Below are 16,566 nucleotides of genomic sequence, written 5' to 3' on the forward strand. Positions count from 1 at the left end.
TTTCGCCGACCTTGACTGGCGATGTAGTTCTGGACGTAGGGCTTGCGGTGATCGGGGTGACCCGGATCGCCGAGGTCTTTGCCGCTGCCGGTCTCCAAGTTCTCGATCCAAGGCAGGCCGAGGTCGCCGATCTGCTCGCGTGTCAGACCGCTGCTGCCCCTTCTTGACCTCGGTATGATCGATGATCGAATGCGGAAAGCCATAGCTCGGGATGGACACGCTGACGCGGTCCTCCGTGACCCGTCTGCGGACGATGGCCATGATCGCCACCAGATCTCCAATCCCAATTCCCCGCGCCATTCCATGAGTCTGGAGCGGCCGGCACCTTAGTCAAGTGATAGCTAATTATAGGGACCGCTTCATCCGATCGATGGAGGAAGCCCATCAAGGGCCGGTGCTAATTTGATGCATGTCGCGACCTTACTTACCCCCGAGCCACCTTGCTATCGCTATCCTCGCGATCAGCGTCAGCTATGCCGAAGCTGCGGACCGTAAGGTCGAAACCGCGACGCTCGGCACGTACGCCAATTCGATCCTGCCGGTTTGCTGCGCGGCAAACTCACTCTTCGAAATGCTTGATAATTGGAATCGTCGCCCATGAGGCTCGCGACCCTCCACCTAGAAACTGCGACATACGGCGACGTTTATCGCGCCGAAAGGCTCGCGCGGCTGAGGCAGGAGGTGATCCGGCACATCAAGCGCACTGACGCCTCGGCTCAAAAAGTCGAGCAAGCGCTGGCTAGGTTGGCCGAAGCAAACGCCCCCATGGACCGGCTCGCGCGGCATCAGTAGGGCCACGCTCATGCACGCCTGCGCATCAGCGATGTGCGGCGGGTTGTTTGTGGACTGGAGGATTTTGAAGATCCAAACGAGGCTTTCCTGTCGATCGCCGCCGCGATCAGGCGCCTTGCAGACGGCGGCGCAGCATGAGCACCGCACCAACCGTCGAACCGTTCTGCGTCTCTGACACGTTCTCAGGCTGACCTTGCTTGTCAAACAGCGATCGACCTACGACAGCGACGACAGCGGCACAGAAAATGCCGTGGTGGCCAAGCTTGTTGGGAGCCGCTTCGACATGCTCCAAATCGCGGCCGCCATCCTTCGCGGATGCAACGCGCGGTCAATGCCGATAGCCAAGGTGGCTGAGAGCTTCATGGAGTTTCTCGAAGCACCGGCAGAGCGTCACTGACCGAGTGGACAAATTGTCCAGACGGCCCGCTGCCTCACGGTGGCGGGCCTTTTTTGTTGCTGAGGAACCATACGCTGCGGCGGCCGTTGAGCCCCACCCCAAAGGGAGATCACAAATGGCCGACGACCCAAACGAAGCCGCAAAGCCGACGGAGACGCAGCGGGAAGCTCAGGAAGCCTTGGAGAAGCAAGTTGCGCAGCTGAAGCGCGAGATCAGCAAGATCAATCGGACGCTCGCGGAGCGCGCTGAAGAGGTGGTCGAGGAAGCCACTGGTTGGTATGAGGGCGCGGCCGATGGCGTGTCTCGGACAACGCAAGCGCTTCGCAAACGGGCATCTACTGCTTCCGATATCGTTCAAGAAAATCCTGGCACGGTGTCGTCCGCCTTCATTCTGGGCGCGGCTGTAGGCTTGCTGTTGGGCCTTGTTCTTGTGGCCGGCGACCAGCGCCGGGACCGCTGGATCTAACACGCCCAAATGAGGCGGGGCATCTAGCTACGGCTTCCTCCGACTGATTTGACCGGGCCCCACATGCCGCCTGTAAAACTTTCGGAATCGGCGATCTGCACGACGTTTGGCAGGTCTTTTTGATATTTTTCTCCGAACCAACCTTCATATTCGATCTGAATCGGAAACTCGGCCTGTGCCCTCCAAAAGCTTCGGCGCAGATCTCTATGGGTGAATCCAAACGAGCATGACGTCCGGGCGCCGTTTTGGAGAAGGCGGATTACCCTGGAGGGCTCGAAACAAGCGAGCCACAATTCTCGTGCGTCTTTGTCGGCGCCGGCGCCAAGCGCGGCCTCTAGCGAAGGCCGATCGCGCAGGTGCAGTTTGATGTTCTTCGCCGGGATTGATCCTGAATTGAGGATGACCAGGTTGTAAGAGATCCCATCGCTCCCGCCGTGGTGTGTCTCGACCATTGCCGTCACGATCGGCCGAAACTGACGGTGCCAAAAGAAGATGGAAAAACCTAAGGCCACCACCGAGACAATCAATGCCACAGTTGCGACTGCAAGATTAAGCAAGTCTGCATTATCGCCCATTGCCGTCCCCCAATACCATGCATGTCGCATGGGCCCTGTCGATAGTCGCAGGAAGACGCGGGAATGCAAGTAAAGCGGGAAGCCGACGCTACGGTTTGGTGCGAAGGTCGCGTACAGAGCAGCCGTTGGCCGTGGCTACCTTTGTCAGCGCTTGATCATTTGTGACCAGGAGAAAGCCGTTCTGGATGCAAGTGTCGGCGATCAGAGCGTCATTCGTATTGCTAGGGCGCCTCTTCTCGGCATCCAGTTGCGTCTTCAAGGTATTATACTGCGAAGCTGGACCAGACCACTTAGCCTCCCCCATCGAGATGTGCCCCACACTGCCGATTCGGTCGCAACCTTAACCGTCACCGTGGCGATGACCATAGCTTGCAAAGCTTTGCGCTTTGTCGGATCTGAAGTTCTTTCGATCTCGTCGTTCTGAAGGTGCGTGATAACCGGCTCCCAGTCGCCGGGTATTGAGGCTGGATCGATTGCCCCCTCCACCAAGTGGTTGAAGACGTTTGTGTCCAGCATGACTTTCACGGCAACTTACCCCTTCAGCGGGTGATACAGCCCGTCGCTCGGCCGACCTCGATCATGGCCATGATGACCGTGGCAACGGTGACGGCCAGCGCCATTCCCCGCTCGAAATTGGCAAGACGCTTCTCCGTCGCAAGCTCCTGCCCATCCCAGTAAAGTTTGTTGGTCTTGGGATTGATGCCTAACAGCGAAGTGCCCGGCAAGCTGATGGCGCGTACGCCGTCAGGCCATTCCGGCGGTGGCGCATCCTCGGTGTAGCGAAATTTTCGGATGTTATCCCAATCAATCATTTACCCCTCCCCGCGCTGTGCGCAATCCTGTACGCAGGACTAGTAAAACGACAGATTATCCAAGAAAAACAAAGGTTGATGGCGGAGAGGATGGGATTCGAACCCACGAGAAGCTTTTGACCTCTACTCCCTTAGCAGGGGAGCGCCTTCGACCACTCGGCCACCTCTCCGTTGCGCCGGTGGATAAAGAAAAGCGCCGGCACAATCAACAAGCCTGACCCATTATCGTTGAAAAAACCGGCTTCTGCCGAAACCGCGCTTTTGCCATGCGGCGATTCTGCGGCAATCCCTTGGCTGACGACTCACAACATCGTCGCAATTCCGGGAGGGGGCAATTGCCGGAATCGGCCGGATTGCAAGGGCTCGCCCAAGGGTCTCCGACAGCTCAATGGTTAACGGGAGCTTTCCGAGTGAGGCCAAATCGTGTCATTTGTGCAACAACGCAGGGGGATAGCACCCGCACAGACCTTTCGCCGATGCGATGGTGGTTGAACGCCGCCGCCTCATGGGTAATGTCGAATTCGAAGGAGCGGCGCGGTGCGCATCTTTTTCGGTAGTGGGGATGGGGCAGGGAACGCTGTCCTTCAGCAAAGAATACCCAGACCCGTTTTTTAACTTTTGACTGGAGGTCAGAAAATGAACATCAAGAGCCTTCTTCTTGGCTCCGCTGCGGCACTGGTCGCAGTTTCCGGTGCGCGCGCCGCCGACGCCGTCGTCGTTGCCGAGCCGGAACCCGCTGAATACGTCCGCATCTGCGACGTCTACGGCGCTGGCTACTTCTACATCCCCGGCACCGAGACCTGCCTGCGCATCGGCGGCTATGTCCGCTACGACATCGGCATCGGCGACGTCGGCTCGTTCGATGGTGCTGAGAACTTCGACGTCGAGGACGGTGACGCGCAGGACACGTACTACAAGCAGGCCCGCTTCACGCTGAAGACCTGGACCGGCCAGGAAACCGAGCTCGGCACCTTGAAGACCTACACCGAGACCCGTTTCAACTTTGGCAACCGGAACCGACACGTCAGCGTCGACACCACCGACCCGGACGGCGACGGTCCGCTGCTACCGGTCACGACCTATGTCTTTAACCCTGCCGAAAACAAAGGCATTTCGCTGAACTTCGCCTGGATCCAGCTCGGTGGCCTGCGCGTCGGTAAAGACGAATCGGCCTTCGATACGTTCATCGGTTATGCCGGCAACGTCATCCAGGATACGCTGGTTCCCTACGGCGGTTTCGACACCAACGTCGTTCAGTACTACTTCGATGCCGGCAACGGCTTCTCGGCCGTGGTCTCGCTCGAACAAGGTTATGGCGACTTCACGATCGACAGCTATGTTCCGAATGTCGTCGGCGGCGTGAAGTGGACGCAGGGCTGGGGCGCCATCACCGGCGTCATTGCTTACGACGCCAACTATGAAGAAGTCGCCGGCAAGGTTCGCCTCGACGTCACCCCGATGGAGAACCTGTCGCTGTTCATCATGGCCGGCTACGGCACCGACGACAACCTCACGGACGGCGGCTATGCATTCCCCGCCGCCGGCGGCCGCGGCTTCTACAAGCTGTGGTCCGGCAACTGGGCGGTCTGGGGCGGTGGCACTTACACCATCAACGAGAAGACCTCGTTCAACACCCAGATCTCGTATGACGAAGGTGAAAACCTCGGCATCGCCGCCAACATTGCCTATGACATCGTTCCCGGCCTGACGATCACGGCCGAAGTCGACTACCTGCACGCCGGCGAGTTCGGCGAGGACGGCTTCTCCAACTGGACCGCTGCGGACGACGAAGACAGCCTCGGCGGCATGCTCCGCTTCCAGCGCTCGTTCTAACAGGCTTTGCCTGACTGAACTCCAACCCGGCGGGCAACCGCCGGGTTTTTTCGTATCGGCGGGCTGTCAAGGGCGGAATGTATGGCGCCGCCGATACCGGCCAGGGTCGTTCGCTGCTGGATCGGTCTTCATCTGCTAGATTGGCCTTCCATTGCCAAATCTCAAACGCCGGCGATTGGCGATCATGCCTTCGTCATCCTAGGGCGGAGTGACGCGAAGCGGAGCGCAGACCCTGGGATCCATTCCGTTACCTCAGCCGAAGAATGCAGCTGTGCAGAACGGCACTTGCATACGCAACGGCGCGAGCTACCCTTCAACCGCGACCGGTTACGTCTATATGACCGCGAGCCAGAGCGCGGCACGATCCACACCGGCCGGGTGGTGGCGTTCGGTTCTGGTCCGGAGGAGCACTGCCGACCGTAACGGCATGGATCCCAGGGTCTCCGCGACGTCGCTTCGCTCCTGCTCCGCCCTGGGATGACGAAGCGAAGGATGCTGACAGGTACCGGCCGCACGCTAGAAATCGGTCAGCAAGCCTATGCGCTTGCGACCCTCGTGACCCGCGCAATGCGGACCGCCGGCCTCAAGTCAAATCTCTGCAAGATCGCCCAGCGACTGTATCAGCGGCTGAATTTCGTTTTCGTAATTCTTCCAGCGCTTGACCGACGATTTGTAAATCGGTTGACGAACCTGCCAGCGACTGGGCGTGTTGACCGAACCATCCCTGTCGAAAAAGCGCAGGCAGGCATCATCCCAGGGCAGCCCGAGATAATCTATCAGGCGGCGTGATTGCGCTTCCTGGTCCTCGACCAGCGTTTCGTAGCGATTTTCGAAGATAAGGCCCGGAAAAACCTCGTTCCAATGCTGCATCAGGCGGTCATACTCGCGATAATACAGCCCGAGTGTCTGCAAGTCGGTATTGTAGCTGTGTGCCTCGCTGAAGTTGAGGACAAAGCAAGAGACGCAATTGTCGATGGCGTCACGACGGCAATGAATGATGCGTGCGTTGGGGAAGAGAAGCCCGATAAGGCCGATCAGTTCGAAATTGTGCGGCGTCTTATCCACGACGCGAAGTGCGGCAGGCGCCCGCTCCCGCAAGTAGGACAGATGCTCTTCGGCCAAGGTTCTGGACAGGTCTTCCGTGATCGACGTGATTGGCTGGTGCAAATCTCCAGCCGATGATGTCTTGAGACCGATCGCATTCGCGACCCGCCTTAGTTTGCTAAGCTCCCCTGCACCATGAACATCGGGATGGCTGGCGCAGATCTGCTCCGTGAGCGTCGTTCCCGAGCGGGGCATGCCAACCACGAACACAGGCATTTCGGAAGGATTTCCATAGCCGGCCCGGGCAGCCAAAAAGTCCGGCGTGAAGGTCTCAATCATCGAATCGATCCACCGACGATACAAGTCGATATCGAACTTGTGGCCTGAGGCCTGTTTCGCCCTGTTGAAGTGGTCGAATGCCTCATCATAGCGCTTGAGGTCGTTCAGCACCTTGCCGGCGGCGTGATGGAGTTGCTGCGCGGCTTCCGAACCAAGTTTCGGATTACCGAGTTCGCGAAGGATGGATTGGAGCTCCTCGGGCTCCTCGGTGAACTTTCGCGTCTGTACAAGGTCGTTGTAGGCAGCCGGCACCCCAATACGGCGATCGATCGCTTCTTTCAGATAGACGGCGGCTTCATCCATACGCCCCAGGCCGCTGAGCGCGCCGGCCAGCCCGGCTCGCACCTTGGGATGATCGCGGTTGATTTTCAGCGCCTTCTCGTAAAGCGGCAAAGCCATGTCGGGCTTGTCAAACTCCGTGTAAGTGCGCCCCAATGCGCAAAGTGCTTCGATTAGGCCGGGCTGCAGTTCCAAGGCATACTGAATATGCTTGATCGCTGGCGAATACTCGCTGACCTTCACATAGGCCTCGCCCAGGCTGAGGTGGTAGTAGGGGTTTTTAGGTTCCTCGCCGACCGCCCGTGCGAAATATCGCAAGGCCCTCTCATCATCGTAACCCAGGTATACGGTGCCCAGGATGTACAAGGCGAGCGGATGGTTTGGCGTGCGCGCCAGAACCCGAAGGCATAGGTCCTGAGCCTCGTCGAGCCGCTTGGCCTGCTGAAAGGTATATGCCTGTTTCAGCAGCGCATCGTCGGCCTGCGCACGCGATTGGGCGTTTCCTTTCTGCGGGCTCGCTAACGGCTTCGCTATCGGCACCTTCGCTTTCGGCGCGGGTCCGGGCTTGATGTGCTTTGACCAAGCAGGTGGGAGTCGATTGTTCATGATATCTCGCTAGCAAAAAGAGCGGGGAGAATCCAGCATGGTGGTTGCAGCCAAGGAGGGAGCTTGCGCGGCCAACTGTGCCGCGCTAGCAAGAAGGCCCTTTTCGACGAGCCTTTGCCATGCGCCAGCGCCCTCCCCTCACGCCAATCATCAGCGCGCTCCCCTCGACGGTGCCGTTTGTGGGCCCGGAAGCGCAGGAGCGTGACCGCAGCCGTGCGTTTCGCGCCCGCATCGGCGCCAATGAGAGCAGTTTCGGGCCTTCGCCGCGCGTCATCGCCCGCATGGCCGACATCGCCCGCGACATGTGGATGTATTGCGACCCCGACAATCACGATTTGAAGGTGGCCATCGCCGCGCATCTTGGTGTCCGCGCCGAAAACGTGGTGGTCGGCGAAGGCATAGACGGGTTGCTCAGTCTGGTGGCGCGCATGTATGTGGCGCCGAGCGACGCGGTGGTCACCTCGCTCGGCGCCTATCCGACCTTCAATTTCCATATTGCCGGCGTCGGCGGCCGGCTTGTCGCGGCTCCCTACGAGAACGACCGGGAAAGCCTGGACGGCCTATTGGCTGCGGTCGCCAAGGAAAATGCGCCGCTGGTCTACCTGTCCAACCCGGACAATCCGATGGGCAGCTGGTGGGAGGCGGCCGAACTCATCCGCTTCATCGAAGCCCTGCCGGAGACCACCATGCTGGTGCTCGACGAGGCCTATGGCGAGCTGGGCCCGGCGTCGGCGCTGCCGCCGATCGATGTCGCGCGGCCGAACGTCATCCGCATGCGCACCTTCTCGAAGGCCTACGGGCTGGCCGGCATACGCTGCGGCTACGCGATGGCCGACGCCCAGGTGATCCGCGATTTCGAGAAGATCCGCAACCATTACGGCGTCAGCCGCATGGCGCAGATCGCCGGTGTCGAGGCGCTGGCCGATCAGGACTATCTGCAAAGCGTGGTGGCGCGGGTCGCTGCCGGCCGCCGCCGCATCGCTGAAATAGCCGAGGCGAATGGGCTGAAGCCGCTGCCGTCGGCGACCAATTTCGTCACCATAGACTGCGGCGGCGACGGCGCCTTCGCCCTGAAGGTGCTGCAGGCGCTGCTGTCGCGCGATGTGTTCATCCGCAAGCCGATGGTGCCGGTGCTCGACCGCTGCATCCGGGTCAGCGTCGGCCTCGACCACGAGCTCGACATTTTTGCTGAGGAGCTGCCCGGTGCGCTGGCGGCGGCACGGGGGAACTGAGGATCGCAAAGCCCTGCCGCTATTTCCCCCCGTCGCCGAGCAGGCACATGACCCGCTTCAAGGCGTCCGCAAGCTCGGCGGCTTCGTTGTCGGCCAGGCCGGCCGTCAGCCGGGTAAGATCGCGGTCCGCCGCCGCCTGCAGCGTGGCCAGTTCCGAGTTTCCCCGCGCGGTCAGCGACAGGATGCGCCGACGCCGGTCGTCCGGGTCGGCACGCAGTTCGATCAGGCCCATGGCGGCGAATTTTCTGAGGATCCGCGCGACATAGGCAGGGTCCAGCCGGAGTTCGCCGGCAATCCCGGACGCCGCTGGCCCGAGATCGAGATGGAACGCTCGCGCGAGAAACCCTGCCTCGCCGCCCGGGTTGCTAGCGACGGCGCCCGCCCGGTGACCCAGCTCGGACAGCACCCGCGCCTCGGTCAGCGTGTAGGTGCTCTGCATCAAGGTCTCGTCGAGCAGCCCGATCAAGCTGGTGTAAAACCTGTTGAAATGGCGGATTTCGGTGACCATGGCATTCCGCTCATCCGGCATGGCAGGCTCCTTCTCAGGAGATTTCTACGCTGCAGGACCATCGCCAAATCGATTGACTAAGTCAACTATTTAAAAGACGTGGTCATTTATCTTGGAATCGAATCCACGCTTGAATTAATTGAACGTTCGTTTTATTATTGCCACTCGAGAGGCGATCATGGCGCGCACGACCGGTTCCGACGGAGAAAAGACCGAAGCTGCGGTCCGCGAGGCGGCGGTCAGCCTGATCGCGCGTCTTGGCTACGAGGCAATGTCGATGCGTCAGCTGGCCGCCGAGGTCGGCGTGCAGGCCGCGGCGCTCTATCGCTATTTTCCGACCAAGGAAGACCTCTTGTTCACGCTGATGCGCGAGCACATGGAAGGGCTGATCGAGGCGTGGGCCGCGGCGCGCCCCGTCGTGGCCGATCCGGCGACGAGGCTCGCCGCCTATGTCGAAAACCACATCGCCTTCCACATCGAACGCCGCCACTCCACCCATGTCTCGAACATGGAATTGCGCAGCCTGTCGCATGATCGCCTGACGCAGATCCTGCGAATGCGCACGACCTATGAAAAGGAGCTGCGCGCCATTTTGCGCGACGGCGCAGAAGCCGGTGTCTTCGACGTCGAAGACACGGGGCTGACTGCCATGGCGCTGATCCAGATGATGACCGGCGTCATCGTCTGGTTCCGGCCGGGCGAGCGGCTATCGATCTCGGAGGTAACCGCCACATATCTTTCAATGACGATGCGCCTGGTTGGAGCAAAGGCCCGCAGCGCGACAACGACCTACAGCGCCGGGCGAGCAAACGACGCTGTAGCACTTTGATTTTGCGCATGATCCACCGCGAAAATCGAATTCGATTTCGCGGTCGTGCGCCGGGAGGAACGGCATGTACACGCACACACTTAACTTCGGGCTTGACGAAGACATCGAGGCGCTGCGCGACCTGGTGCGGCGCTTCGCCCAGGACAAGATCGCGCCGATCGCCGCCGAGATCGACCGCTCGAACGAATTTCCGGCGCATCTGTGGGCCGAGCTCGGTGGGCTCGGCCTGCTCGGCATCACCGCCGATCCGGATTTCGGCGGCACCGGCATGGGCTATCTCGCTCATGTTGTCGCTATGGAGGAGATTTCCCGCGCCTCGGCATCGGTCGGCCTCTCCTACGGCGCTCATTCCAACCTCTGTGTCAACCAGATCAATCGCTGGGCAACGCCTGCGCAGAAGCAGAAATATCTGCCTGCGCTGTGCACCGGCGAAAAGGTCGGCGCGCTGGCAATGTCGGAATCCGGCGCCGGCTCCGACATCGTGTCGCTCAAACTGCGTGCCGAAAAGCGCAACGACCACTACGTGCTCAACGGCACCAAGATGTGGATCACCAACGGCCCGGACGCCGAGACGCTGGTCGTCTATGCCAAGACCGATCCGGAGCTCCATTCGCGCGGCATCACCGCCTTCATCGTCGAAAAGGATTTTGCCGGATTTTCCGTCGCGCAAAAGCTCGACAAGCTCGGCATGCGCGGCTCCAACACCGGCGAACTGGTTTTTTCAGACGTCGAGGTGCCGTTCGACAATGTGCTGCATGAGGAAGGGCGCGGCGTCGAAGTGCTGATGTCGGGCCTCGACTACGAGCGCACCGTGCTCGCCGGCGGCCCGATCGGGCTGATGGCGGCGTGCCTCGATGTGGCAATACCTTATGTGCACGAACGCAAGCAGTTCGGCCAGCCGATCGGCGAGTTCCAGCTGGTGCAGGGCAAGCTCGCCGACATGTATACGACTATGAATGCCGCGCGCGCCTATGTCTATGCCGTGGCCGCCGCCTGCGACCGCGGCGAGACGAGCCGCAAGGACGCCGCCGCTTGCGTGCTGTTCGCTGCCGAGAAGGCGACGCAGATGGCGCTCGACGCCATCCAGCTGCTGGGCGGCAACGGCTACATCAACGACTATCCGACTGGGCGGCTTTTGCGCGACGCCAAGCTCTATGAGATCGGCGCCGGCACCAGTGAAATCCGCCGCTGGCTGATCGGGCGCGAAATCATGGCGGATGCGATCTAGTGGTCCCTTTTTTGAATCTTTGCCATGATTAGCCAATTGTGCCATATTGACTAGAATGTGCCACATTTCGAGAACGAGGCAGACTATGGCGAACGGAACCGAAAAGGCTGGGTTTGACGAAAATCCGCAAACACAATTCGAGGCCGGAGCTCGGAAAACTCCGCTCCGGGTTCCAGCGAAACGCGAGCGCGTTAGACTTGGCGAGGGCGGACGCTTCGTTATCCCGGCTGCGATGCGCGAGGAAATGGGCGTGAAGCCTGGTGAAGACTTGATCCTTCACGTCGAGAACGGCGAATTGCGGGTAAGGTCGTGGCTTCGGAATCTCAGGCGCGTCCAGGCGGAATTGTCGGCGTTGAAAAGGCCTGAGGAAAGCGTCGTCGACGAATTTCTCAAAGAGCGGCGGGAAGAACAGCGTCGAAGCGATAAACGTTTGGACCGGCTTCATGCCGAAGGGATTGCGAGGAAGGGAGCGAAGTGAAACCTTACGTCATGGACAGCTCGGCGGCGCTTGCGATCCTGCTCAACGAGAAAGGCACCGATATTGCCTTGGGTTTCGCGCCGGATGCGCAATGCAGCTCCGTCAATGCGGCCGAAATCATCGCCAAGCTGATCGACAGGGGACGCAGCATGGAAGAGGCCGCGGACGACCTCGCCAGCCTCGGCATGCCGGTCGCTGTTTTCGACGAAATGATGGGCATCGCCGCCGGTCAGCTTCGCGAGTTGACGCGGCATCGCGGCTTGTCGCTGGGCGATCGCGCCTGCCTCGCACTGGCAATTCGCGAGAACGCCATTGCCGTCACCGCTGACCGTGACTGGGGCGACCTGGATATCGGCTGCAAGATCGAACTGATCCGGTAACATCATGCCCACCCTCACCTCCCAGATCTCGCCCGCCTCCGGCACCTTCCGCGCCAATGCCGAGCGCATGCGGGCGCTGGTCGCCGACATTGCGGAAAAGGCGGCAACCGTCGAGCGTGGCGGCTCGCAGGAAGCGCGTGAGCGCCACCAGAGCCGCGGCAAGCTTTTGCCGCGCGAGCGCCTTGCCCAATTGCTCGACACCGGCTCGGCATTCCTTGAAATCGGCCAGTTCGCTGCATGGTCGATGTACGGCGAAGACATCTCATCGGCCGGCATCATCGCCGGCATCGGCCGCGTCGAAGGCACCGAAGTCATGGTCGTCGTCAACGATGCCACGGTGAAGGGCGGCACCTATTATCCGCTGACGGTGAAGAAGCATCTGCGCGCCCAGGAAATCGCGCTGCAGAACAGATTGCCTTGCGTCTATCTGGTCGACAGCGGCGGCGCCAATCTACCCAATCAGGACGAGGTGTTTCCCGACCGCGACCATTTCGGCCGCATCTTCTACAACCAGGCCAACATGTCGGCTTCGGGCATACCACAGATCGCCTGCGTCATGGGTTCGTGCACGGCGGGCGGCGCCTATGTGCCGGCGATGTCGGACGAGACGATCATGGTGCGCAACCAGGCGACCATCTTCCTCGGCGGCCCGCCGCTGGTGAAGGCCGCCACCGGCGAGGACGTCAGCGCGGAGGAGCTGGGCGGCGCCGACGTCCACACGCGGCTTTCCGGCGTTGCCGACCATTTTGCGCTGGACGACGAGCATGCGCTGGCGATCGCGCGCCGCATCGTCAAGAACCTGAATCGAAAGAAGGAGATCGGGCTGGCACTTCGCGATCCGAGTCCGCCACTTCATGCAGCCGATGAGCTCTACGGTATCGTGCCGACCGATCTGCGCCAGCCCTATGACGTGCGTGAAGTGATCGCCCGCATCGTCGACGGCTCCGACTTCGATGAGTTCAAGCAGAATTACGGCACCACGCTGGTCACCGGCTTTGCCCATCTCAATGGCATGCCGGTCGGCATCATCGCCAACAACGGCGTGCTGTTCTCCGAAAGCGCGCTGAAGGGCGCGCATTTCATCGAGCTGTGTTGCCAGCGCAAGATCCCGCTCATCTTCCTGCAAAACATCACCGGCTTCATGGTGGGGCGAAAATACGAGGCCGGCGGCATCGCCAAGGACGGCGCCAAGCTAGTGATGGCGGTCGCCACTGCCCGGGTGCCGAAGGTAACCATCATCATCGGCGGCTCGTTCGGCGCCGGCAATTACGGCATGTGCGGACGCGCCTATTCGCCGCGCTTCCTGTGGATGTGGCCGAATGCCCGCATTTCGGTGATGGGCGGCGAGCAGGCGGCCACCGTGCTGGCCGTCGTCAAGCGCGAGGGGATCGAGCGCAAGGGCGGGGAATGGAGCGCGGAGGAGGAGGCAAAATTCAAGAAGCCGATCCTGATGAAATACGAGCATGAGGGTCACCCGCTCTATTCCTCCGCCCGACTCTGGGACGACGGCATCATCGATCCGGCCATGACGCGCGAGGTGCTGGCGCTCAGCCTTTCAGCCGCGCTGAACGCCGAGATCGAGGAGACACGGTTCGGCGTGTTCAGGATGTGAGATGAGCGAAATCAATCAGAGGATTCGCGTTCATATCGGCGACATTACGAAGCTGGCGGTCGATGCCATCGTCAACGCCGCCAACACGTCACTTCTGGGCGGCGGTGGCGTCGACGGCGCCATTCACCGGGCGGCCGGCCCTGAGCTTCTGGCCGAATGCCGAACACTCAATGGCTGCAAGGTCGGCGACGCAAAACTCACCAAGGGTTACAGGCTGCCGGCACGCTATATCATCCACACGGTCGGTCCGGTCTGGCAAGGCGGCGGCAAAGGTGAAGCCCATCTGCTCGCCTCCTGCTATCGCCGGTCGCTCGAACTCGCCGTCGCCAAGGATTGCCGGACCGTGGCATTCCCGGCGATCTCGACCGGTGTATACCGGTATCCAAAGGACCAGGCGACGCAGATCGCCGTTGGCACCGTGAGCGCCTTCGTCGGCCAGAACGCGGTTCCGGAAACTGTCATTTTCTGCTGCTTCGACCAGCAGACGGCAGAACTATACCAGCAGGCGTTGCTGCGCTTGGCGGGAGCGTGACCTGTCCCGATGAGAAATCCCATCCACACCCTTCAGACTCATTTTCAAACATCGAACTGGCCAGACGGAAAAATTGCGGCTATTGCTGATTTGCAATTTCCATGGGGATGGGGCGAAGATGAGACTGCGACTTTCTCAGAAAACTACTGTATCGATACTTGCAGGGCTTCTTATATTAGCTGTTCCAGGCGGCAGCGCTGCGGAATCACTGGCGGGCAACAAAGGCGACATCCGTTTCTACCCGACTTTGGCTGGAAACCCGAAGGATCCGTGTACCAAGACGTACAACGCCTATGTGGCGGCCAGCGGCCATTCAGCCTATGCAACGACCTTTTATTCGCGCGTCGTCGACATCTCCATCATTTGCGGCGCGCGGCTGAACGCACCGTCGCAAAAGGCGGCGGAAGATCTGGCGCTGCGGAACTGTCAGTCAGGCTTGAAAAAGTGGAAAGTCAGGCTTGCGAGCGGCGGCTGTCAGATCGCGCTTTCCAAATAGTCAGTCGCCTGGCTGACTGGCACCGCCCGCGGAAAATCCGGGAGGTTTCATGTTCGCCAAAATCCTGATCGCCAACCGCGGCGAGATCGCTTGCCGGGTGATCCGCACGGCGCGCAAGCTGGGCGTACGTAGCGTTGCCGTCTATTCCGACGCCGACGCCGGGGCTTTGCATGTCGAGATGGCCGACGAGGCGGTGCATATCGGTCCCTCCCCGGTCGGCGAAAGCTATCTGCGCGGCGACAAGATCATCGCCGCGGCTTTGGCCACCGGCGCCGAGGCCATCCATCCGGGCTACGGCTTCCTCTCGGAAAACCCCGATTTCGTCGATCAGGTGACGGCGGCGGGGCTCGTCTTCATCGGCCCGTCGGCCGCCTCGATCCGCGCCATGGGGCTGAAGGACGCGGCCAAGCGGCTGATGGAGAAGGCCGGCGTGCCTGTCGTGCCGGGCTATCACGGCGAGGCGCAGGAGATTGTGCTGCTCGCCTCCAAGGCACGCGAGATCGGCTATCCCGTCCTGATCAAAGCGCGCGCCGGTGGCGGTGGCAAGGGCATGCGGCGCGTGGAACACCCCGACGACTTTTCCGAGGCGCTGTCGGGTGCGCGGCGCGAGGCCAAGGCCGCTTTCGGCGACGACCGCGTGCTGGTCGAGAAATATATCGACAAGCCGCGCCACATCGAGGTTCAGGTATTCGGCGATATCTTCGGCAACGTCGTGCATCTCTACGAGCGCGACTGCTCGGCGCAGCGCCGCCATCAGAAGGTGATCGAGGAAGCCCCCGCCCCCGGCATGACGCCAGCATTGCGCAAAGCGATGACGGAGGCGGCGGTGAAGGCCGCCAAGGCGATCAATTATTCCGGCGCCGGCACGATCGAGTTCATCGTCGATGCCTCGCAAGGGCTGAAGGCCGACCGCTTCTGGTTCATGGAAATGAACACCCGCCTGCAAGTCGAGCACCCGGTCACCGAAATGGTTACCGGTACCGATCTGGTCGAGTGGCAGTTGCGGGTGGCGTCCGGCGAAAAACTGCCGAAGACGCAGAGCGAGACCACGCTCTCCGGCCATGCCTTCGAAGCGCGCATTTATGCCGAGGACGCGGCAAAGGGTTTTTTGCCGGCGACGGGCACGCTGCATCACCTGAAATTTCCGGATACTGCGCCCGAGGGCGCCAGCATGCGGATCGAGACCGGCGTGCGGGCCGGCGATGCCATCTCGCCCTTCTACGATCCAATGATCGCCAAGCTGATCGTCCACGGCAAGGGCAGGCAGGCGGCGCTCGAAGCGCTGAGCATGGCCCTTTCGCAGACCGAGATCGCCGGCTCGACCGTCAACACCGCCTTTCTCGCCGCTCTTGCCGCTGACGCGGATTTTTCGGCAGGTGATGTCGATACCGGCCTGATCGGCAGGCATCAGCAAGCGCTGACCGCAGTGCCGCCGCCGAGCAGCGAGATCGTCGCCGCAGCCGCATTTGCGGCGTCCGGCGCCGGGGCTCAGGCGCCGTCCGACGATCCATGGTCGTCGCTTGCCGGCTATGCGCATTTCCACACTGTTCCGCGGCGCACGCGACTGCGCTACGGCGAGGACGAGATTGTCGCGCTAGTGTCGGTACTGCCGCCGGACGGGCGCTTCCAAGTGGCACTGGACGCACCTTATAACAATAACAGCGCGCTTGATCTGCGCGCTGGCTCTCGCCTTGCCCGCTGGCCGGGCCATGTCACTGTCTTTTCGGGCGCCGTCGGCTACAGCTTCGCGGTGCCGGACCCGTTGGCAAGGGCCGACGAAATCGCCGCCGGTTCTGACAGCCTGCGGGCGCCGATGCCGGGTCTGGTCAAGCTGGTGCGTGCAGCCAAGGGCGAGGCCGTCATCAAGGGCCAGCCGCTGTTGATCCTGGAAGCGATGAAGATGGAACACACGATTTCCGCCACCCATGACGGCACGATCGCCGAAATCGCAGCGGAAGGCGCGCAGGTCACCGACGGGACCGTGCTGGTGCGTTTTGCCGAGGAAGCCCACGGCTGACCGCTGTTCCCCCATTCATAAGGTGACGTTGAAGACACGCGCCACAAACGCATGCCCAAATGAAAATGGCCGGTCTGACGCGGCCATTTCCGTTTTACCGCAAGCGACGCC

The 16,566-nt window shown here is 61.2% G+C and carries 19 protein-coding genes and 1 tRNA gene; 12 read left to right on the plus strand and 8 right to left on the minus strand.

The genetic code is table 11. The annotated features are described in order from the left end of the window. Positions 1–597 precede the first annotated feature (597 nt). The gene (locus AC0L3L_RS09110) at positions 598–792 is read left to right on the plus strand and encodes a hypothetical protein (protein WP_473548579.1); all 195 of its coding nucleotides are present in this window, start codon (positions 598–600) and stop codon (positions 790–792) included. 106 nt (positions 793–898) lie between these two features. On the opposite strand, the gene AC0L3L_RS09115 is transcribed toward AC0L3L_RS09110, so the two are convergent. Next, entirely contained in the window at positions 899–1,084 is a 186-nt protein-coding gene (locus AC0L3L_RS09115) for a hypothetical protein (protein ID WP_473637320.1), read from the minus strand. Positions 1,085–1,304: 220 nt separating this feature from the next. Between AC0L3L_RS09115 and AC0L3L_RS09120 the strand changes: the two genes are divergently transcribed. Beyond that, positions 1,305–1,655 (plus strand): hypothetical protein, encoded by a 351-nt coding sequence (locus AC0L3L_RS09120; RefSeq protein ID WP_473637321.1) that lies wholly within the window; start codon positions 1,305–1,307, stop codon positions 1,653–1,655. A gap of 23 nt (positions 1,656–1,678) precedes the next feature. Here AC0L3L_RS09120 and AC0L3L_RS09125 read toward each other — a convergent pair whose 3' ends face one another. The 5 genes from AC0L3L_RS09125 to AC0L3L_RS09145 form a co-directional block, all read right to left on the minus strand. After that, on the minus strand, positions 1,679–2,230 hold the full coding sequence (locus tag AC0L3L_RS09125; RefSeq protein ID WP_473637322.1) for a hypothetical protein: 552 nt from the start codon (positions 2,228–2,230) through the stop codon (positions 1,679–1,681). 88 nt (positions 2,231–2,318) lie between these two features. Then, entirely contained in the window at positions 2,319–2,534 is a 216-nt protein-coding gene (locus AC0L3L_RS09130) for a PIN domain-containing protein (protein ID WP_473637323.1), read from the minus strand. Next, complete coding sequence (locus tag AC0L3L_RS09135) at positions 2,486–2,755, minus strand: hypothetical protein (RefSeq protein ID WP_473637481.1); 270 nt, start codon at positions 2,753–2,755, stop codon at positions 2,486–2,488. Before AC0L3L_RS09135 ends, AC0L3L_RS09130 begins: the two co-directional genes overlap by 49 nt. Before the next feature lie 14 nt (positions 2,756–2,769). Further along, positions 2,770–3,042, minus strand: coding sequence for a hypothetical protein (locus tag AC0L3L_RS09140; protein ID WP_473637324.1), 273 nt, complete (start codon positions 3,040–3,042; stop codon positions 2,770–2,772). Between the two features lie 79 nt (positions 3,043–3,121). Then, positions 3,122–3,212, minus strand: a tRNA-Ser gene (locus AC0L3L_RS09145). A gap of 466 nt (positions 3,213–3,678) precedes the next feature. Between AC0L3L_RS09145 and AC0L3L_RS09150 the strand changes: the two genes are divergently transcribed. Further along, positions 3,679–4,875 (plus strand): porin, encoded by a 1,197-nt coding sequence (locus AC0L3L_RS09150; RefSeq protein WP_473637325.1) that lies wholly within the window; start codon positions 3,679–3,681, stop codon positions 4,873–4,875. 588 nt (positions 4,876–5,463) lie between these two features. Here the strand turns inward: AC0L3L_RS09150 and AC0L3L_RS09155 are convergent. Continuing rightward, complete coding sequence (locus tag AC0L3L_RS09155) at positions 5,464–7,143, minus strand: tetratricopeptide repeat-containing sulfotransferase family protein (RefSeq protein ID WP_473637326.1); 1,680 nt, start codon at positions 7,141–7,143, stop codon at positions 5,464–5,466. Between the two features lie 119 nt (positions 7,144–7,262). Between AC0L3L_RS09155 and AC0L3L_RS09160 the strand changes: the two genes are divergently transcribed. After that, entirely contained in the window at positions 7,263–8,375 is a 1,113-nt protein-coding gene (locus AC0L3L_RS09160) for a pyridoxal phosphate-dependent aminotransferase (protein ID WP_473637327.1), read from the plus strand. A gap of 19 nt (positions 8,376–8,394) precedes the next feature. Here AC0L3L_RS09160 and AC0L3L_RS09165 read toward each other — a convergent pair whose 3' ends face one another. After that, the gene (locus AC0L3L_RS09165) at positions 8,395–8,883 is read right to left on the minus strand and encodes a MarR family transcriptional regulator (protein WP_473637328.1); all 489 of its coding nucleotides are present in this window, start codon (positions 8,881–8,883) and stop codon (positions 8,395–8,397) included. A 178-nt stretch (positions 8,884–9,061) separates the two neighbouring features. Here AC0L3L_RS09165 and AC0L3L_RS09170 point away from each other — a divergent pair, with 178 nt between their 5' ends. From AC0L3L_RS09170 to AC0L3L_RS09205, 8 genes are all read left to right on the plus strand, one after another. Beyond that, positions 9,062–9,712, plus strand: coding sequence for a TetR/AcrR family transcriptional regulator (locus AC0L3L_RS09170; protein ID WP_473637329.1), 651 nt, complete (start codon positions 9,062–9,064; stop codon positions 9,710–9,712). A 64-nt stretch (positions 9,713–9,776) separates the two neighbouring features. After that, positions 9,777–10,940 (plus strand): isovaleryl-CoA dehydrogenase, encoded by a 1,164-nt coding sequence (locus AC0L3L_RS09175; RefSeq protein WP_473637330.1) that lies wholly within the window; start codon positions 9,777–9,779, stop codon positions 10,938–10,940. A gap of 244 nt (positions 10,941–11,184) precedes the next feature. After that, entirely contained in the window at positions 11,185–11,418 is a 234-nt protein-coding gene (locus AC0L3L_RS09180) for an AbrB/MazE/SpoVT family DNA-binding domain-containing protein (protein WP_473637470.1), read from the plus strand. After that, a complete protein-coding gene (locus tag AC0L3L_RS09185; RefSeq protein ID WP_192356790.1) occupies positions 11,415–11,798 on the plus strand; it encodes a PIN domain-containing protein in 384 nt (127 codons plus the stop codon). Before AC0L3L_RS09180 ends, AC0L3L_RS09185 begins: the two co-directional genes overlap by 4 nt. A gap of 4 nt (positions 11,799–11,802) precedes the next feature. After that, positions 11,803–13,410, plus strand: a complete 1,608-nt coding sequence (locus tag AC0L3L_RS09190) for a carboxyl transferase domain-containing protein (RefSeq protein WP_473637331.1) — start codon at positions 11,803–11,805, stop codon at positions 13,408–13,410. 1 nt (position 13,411) lies between these two features. Next, positions 13,412–13,942 carry an O-acetyl-ADP-ribose deacetylase gene (locus AC0L3L_RS09195; RefSeq protein WP_473489808.1) on the plus strand — a complete coding sequence of 177 codons (531 nt, stop codon included), beginning with the start codon at positions 13,412–13,414 and terminating at the stop codon, positions 13,940–13,942. Positions 13,943–14,060: 118 nt separating this feature from the next. Then, positions 14,061–14,438: a hypothetical protein gene (locus AC0L3L_RS09200; RefSeq protein ID WP_473637332.1), complete on the plus strand. Its 378-nt coding sequence runs from the start codon at positions 14,061–14,063 to the stop codon at positions 14,436–14,438. A 49-nt stretch (positions 14,439–14,487) separates the two neighbouring features. Further along, positions 14,488–16,455, plus strand: coding sequence for an acetyl/propionyl/methylcrotonyl-CoA carboxylase subunit alpha (locus AC0L3L_RS09205; RefSeq protein WP_473637333.1), 1,968 nt, complete (start codon positions 14,488–14,490; stop codon positions 16,453–16,455). Positions 16,456–16,566: the final 111 nt, after the last annotated feature.

The organism is Mesorhizobium sp. WSM4849, from assembly GCF_055811385.1.